We start from the raw sequence: 4290 nt of genomic DNA on the forward strand, positions 1-4290 counted from the left end.
GACGATTGCTGGCAACACATTGGAATTCAGTAGCAATTACTCCGCCAATTCCGAGTATCCGTCGATCGATCTGCATTATTGCGATAACGTGGAAATCGTCGACAATACCGCCACCGGGTTTGACCACACCCTGACGATCGCGCCGTCCGCCGACTCGACCGACGTCGAAATCAAAGACAATGCTGGCTTTCAAGCCGAGAGCAAATAGCGACGCCGGACTGCTGAAAACGGAACGAGCGAGGAAAGATTTTAATTAATCTATTAGCGTGCAGATCTTTTCAGCGTGCAGTCACTTCAGCGAGCAGGTTTCGCTCTCGCCTCGTGCCGGCCGTGCGGTCGCTAGTTCCTACCCCCAAGAATCTCTCTCTCAGGAATCCCATGAAATCGCTACTCATTTGCCTACTCCAGTGCTGCCTTGCCAACCTGGTGGCCGTCGCGGTTTTAGCGGATGAACCACGCACCCCCAATGTGATTTACATCCTTGCCGACGACCTTGGTTACGGCGACCTCAGCTGTTATGGGCAAACCAAATTCGAGACTCCCAACATTGATGCATTGGCCCAGCGGGGGATGCGTTTCACCCAGCACTATTCTGGCAGCACCGTTTGTGCCCCGTCACGGTGTGCCCTGTTGACCGGACTTCACACTGGCCACACGGTAGTGCGAGGCAATGCGGAAGTTTCGCCCGAAGGCCAGGAACCGATGCCCGCAGACACCTACACCGTGGCAAAGCATCTGCAAGGTGCTGGATACAAAACCGGCCTCTTTGGCAAATGGGGATTGGGAGCCCCCGGCTCCGTCAGCGAACCGTTGAAGATGGGGTTTGACCGTTTCTATGGATACAATTGTCAGCGAATTGCCCACTGCTACTACCCCGCATTTTTGTGGAACGACGATGAGCGTCAATTGCTCTGGGGTAACGTCGCGTCACACAAACATGATTACGCACCGGATTTGATCCATGATCAAGCATTGAAGTTTATTCGTGACAACAAAGACCAACCGTTTTTCTGTTACTACGCTGCCATCCAGCCACATGCCGATATGGTCGCGCCGGAATCGTACATGAAAAAGTACCGGGGCAAATTCCCGCCCGAGACCAACTATCCCGACGACTATTACTTGGGGCAGCCCGAACCGCATGCAGCATTTGTCGCGATGGTCAGTGTGCTGGACGACTATGTTGGCGAGATCACCGCGGAACTGGATCGATTGGGGATTGCGGAGGACACCCTGGTGATTTTCTCGTCCGACAATGGGCCTCATCAAGAAGGGGGCCATGACCCCGACTACTTCGATTCCAACGGCCCGTTCACCGGGCTGAAACGCGATCTTTACGAAGGGGGGATTCGGGTACCGATGATCGCCGCTTGGCCCACCAAAATCGAAGCGGGAAGTGTCTCGGACGAGATTTCGGCGTTTTGGGATTTTTTGCCGACGATGGCCGATTTGGTCGACCGACCGCTGCCTGGCAAAACCGATGGCGTTTCGATCCTGCCCACGCTGCTTGGAAAACCGGAACAACAGCAAGAACGTGATTACCTTTACTGGGAATTTCTCGAGAAAAAGGGACGTGTGGCCATTCGCAAGGGCAAATGGAAAGGGGTTCGCTACAATGTCGATCTCGACCCAAAATCGCCCATTGAACTGTATGATTTGTCAGTCGATCCCGGCGAAAAGAACAATGTCGCCGCCCAACATCCCGAACAGGCGGCCGAGTTGAGTAAGCTGATCTCTGAGGCGCGAACCATGTCGACGAATCCGCGATTTAACTTTCAATACCAACGCAAGTAAACTGAGTCGTGGCCAAGTGGCTCGCTTTACTGCTTCACTGACATTCCCGAAATTTCCCACCCTTTGTGTTACGAGACACCTTTGATGAAAATCTCTCCCATCCGCCTGCTGACCCTAGTCGCCACCCTCACGCTGGGGTCGCTGCAAAGCCCCTCGATCGCAACGGCGGAAGAGGCAGCCAAGAAAGCCGAGCCGTTAAAGGTGCTGTTGGTCGCCGGCGGTTGTTGCCACGACTACGCGACGCAAACGAAGTTGCTGAAGCAAGGCATCGAAGAACGACTGAACGCCGAAGTCACCGTCGAGCTGAGTGAGAGCACCACCACCACCGCCCGTTTTGACATCTACGAATCCGATGATTGGGCAAAGGGATACGATGTCATTGTGCACGATGAATGTTCCGCCAACGTGATCGAGCGGCCTTACGTCGATCGCATCCTGACTGCGCATCGCAACGGCACTCCGGCCGTCAATCTGCACTGTGCGATGCACAGTTACCGTTGGGGTGATTTCAAATCGCCCGTACAGCCCGGCGCCGAAAACGCGGGTTGGTACGAAATGCTTGGGCTGCAATCGACAGGCCACGGTCCCAAATTGCCCATCGATGTGCTCAGCAGCGATTCGACACACCCGATCATGAAAGGGTTCGAGAATTGGACAACGATCAACGAAGAACTGTACAACAACATCCGTGTGTTTGCCGGTGCGAGTGCGTTGATCGAAGGCAAACAAATGATGCCGCCAAACAAAAAGCAACTGAAGCAGAATCCCGACGCGACGGCCACGGAATCGACCGCCGTGATTGCGTGGACCAATCACTATGGTCCTCAGAAAACGAAGATCTTCAGCACCTCGCTTGGTCACCAAAACGATACCGTCGCCGATGCTCGTTACATGGATGTCGTCGTTCGAGGCATCTTGTGGGTCACCGACAACTTGGACCCGGACGGCAAGGCCAATCCAGAGGTGACGAAGTAGGACGGCTGATGATGGTCATTACTGACATGGCCCAAAGCGTGCATGCGGTTCGTCTTAGACACCAATCCTCACCATGAATGAAATGCATCCTCAACCAATGTCACCGACACCACGACGCTTGTTTTGCATGATCGCGTGCCTGTTTGCCCTCGCATCCTTGATGCCTGGGGGTGCGATGGCGGACCAGCGTCCGAACGTTCTGTGGATCGTTTTGGATGATCTCGGGCCCGAGATTGGCTGTTTTGGAACGCCTCACGTTTCAACGCCCGCGATGGATCGGTTGTGCCGCGAAGGCGTTCGCTATACGCAGTGTTACTCGACGTCGCCAGTCTGCTCGTCGTCGCGGAGTGCGTTGGTCACCGGGATGTACCAAACCTCGATTGGCGCACACCACCATCGCACGCGGCAAATGAAGCCGTTGCCTGAGGGCGTGCAAACGGTGATGCAGCAGTTTGGCGATGCAGGCTATTTTGTCTGTGATCTGAAGCCTCCGGGTGTCAAAGGCAAAGCCAAGCGAGACTACAACTTCATCGCCGACGACGACCTATTTCACGGTAACGATTGGTCGCAGCGTCGCGACGGGCAACCGTTTTTTGCTCAGGTGCAAATCCACGAGCCTCATCGCCCGTTTGTCCAAGACGACGATCCCGAGCGGGCCGACAAACTAACGTTGCCGCCCAACGTTCCCGATCATCCGGTGACCCGCGCCGACATGGCGAACTATTTGGCATCGGTGGAAATGGGTGACAAGCATGTCGCGGCGATCTTGGAACGTTTGGATGCCGAAGGATTGCGTGAAAACACGTTGATCATGCTCTTTGGTGATCACGGCCGGCCTCATGTTTGGGGCAAACAGTGGCTTTACGACGAAGGGATCCATACGCCATTGATCGTTGCCGGACCGATGATCGACAATCCAGGCACAAGCAGCGATGCGCTTGTCAGTTTGATTGACGCGGCTCCGACGTGTTTACGTGCTGCTAACATCACGCCGCACGCTCGCACCGAGGGCGTCAATATTCTGGCTGCCGATTTCAAAGGACGCGAGTTTGTGTTTGCCGCTCGCGATCGCTGTGGTGAAGCTGCCGACCGCATCCGCGCCATCCGAGACACACGATACAAGTACATCCGCAACTTTCACCCCGACCGCCCTTATACGCAAACCAGTAGCTACAAGGTGCTCTCCTATCCGGTGGTCACGCTATTGGAAGTGCTGCACGCCGAAGGCAAACTCGCCCCCGAAGCGGAACGCATGATGCAAAAATCGCGACCCGCCGAGGAACTGTACGACTTATCCGCGGATCCCGATGAACTTCACAACCTCGCCGAGAATCCCGAATATCAAACCACACTCAAGCGAATGCGAACTCAGCTGAATCAGTGGATTGAAACGAGCGGCGACCAAGGGGCGATCCGCGAAGGCGATCAAGCCTATCACGATGCGATCACTGCAGAAAAACGAAAGTGGTATGAAAACACGCAGCGTAAACGCGGACTCGATCCGAACGTTTCCGCCGACCA

The 4290-nt window shown here is 55.1% G+C and carries 3 protein-coding genes and 1 pseudogene; all 4 read left to right on the forward strand.

The genetic code is table 11. The features are described from left to right. Positions 1-208 (forward strand): annotated as a pseudogene (locus ABX962_RS31420) (right-handed parallel beta-helix repeat-containing protein); the annotation flags it as partial. 170 nt (positions 209-378) lie between these two features. Continuing rightward, positions 379-1794, forward strand: a complete 1416-nt coding sequence (locus tag ABX962_RS31425; RefSeq protein WP_372725517.1) for an arylsulfatase — start codon at positions 379-381, stop codon at positions 1792-1794. 84 nt (positions 1795-1878) lie between these two features. Further along, positions 1879-2769 (forward strand): ThuA domain-containing protein, encoded by an 891-nt coding sequence (locus tag ABX962_RS31430; protein WP_372725519.1) that lies wholly within the window; start codon positions 1879-1881, stop codon positions 2767-2769. Positions 2770-2842: 73 nt separating this feature from the next. Next, positions 2843-4290: sulfatase (locus ABX962_RS31435; protein WP_372725521.1), on the forward strand; the 1448-nt coding region annotated here is incomplete at its 3' end.

The organism is Novipirellula sp. (assembly GCF_041583735.1).
Classification (GTDB): domain Bacteria; phylum Planctomycetota; class Planctomycetia; order Pirellulales; family Pirellulaceae; genus Novipirellula.

Excerpts from the sequence above, each read along its gene's own strand:
- ABX962_RS31425 (WP_372725517.1), top strand. The coding sequence starts at position 379 with ATGAAATCGCTACTCATTTGCCTACTCCAGTGCTGCCTTGCCAACCTG.
- ABX962_RS31430 (WP_372725519.1), top strand. The coding sequence starts at position 1,879 with ATGAAAATCTCTCCCATCCGCCTGCTGACCCTAGTCGCCACCCTCACG.